The sequence below is a fragment of the Pseudomonas sp. PME37.24/025 genome, assembly GCF_055556615.1.
Genome location: NZ_JBVHNK010000071.1, coordinates 1 through 323, shown reverse-complemented (window position 1 = coordinate 323; position 323 = coordinate 1). Strand labels below are relative to the sequence as shown.

1 protein-coding gene is annotated in these 323 nt (G+C 63.2%); it reads left to right on the top strand.

Annotation, left to right across the window (positions count from 1 at the left end):
• Positions 1-173: 173 nt before the first annotated feature.
• Positions 174-323: aspartate/glutamate racemase family protein (locus ACZ3HH_RS29545; protein WP_465810066.1), on the top strand; the 150-nt coding region annotated here is incomplete at its 3' end.

Here is a 323-nt window from a genome sequence, read left to right as displayed (position 1 = left end):
CGCTGGTGCTGGCTGCTGCCGTGTGCGTGGCCTGCGTGATGCTGCCGCAGCTGCGCAAAGCGGCGGACTTCTCCTGGTTCATCGGTGCGGCGCTGGGCGCGGTGTTCTACCTGATGTTTGCGCGCAAGCGTTGAGCGTCGCCGACCTGGACTTCATTGCATCAAGGAACAAGCATGCGTATCAAGCTGATCAATCCCAATACCACCATGAGCATGACCGATGCCATGACCGCCTGCGCCCGTCAGGTAGCGGCACCCGGCACCGAGATCACGGGCGTGAGTCCGCGGATGGGGCCGGCCTCAATCGAGAGCCACTATGACGAG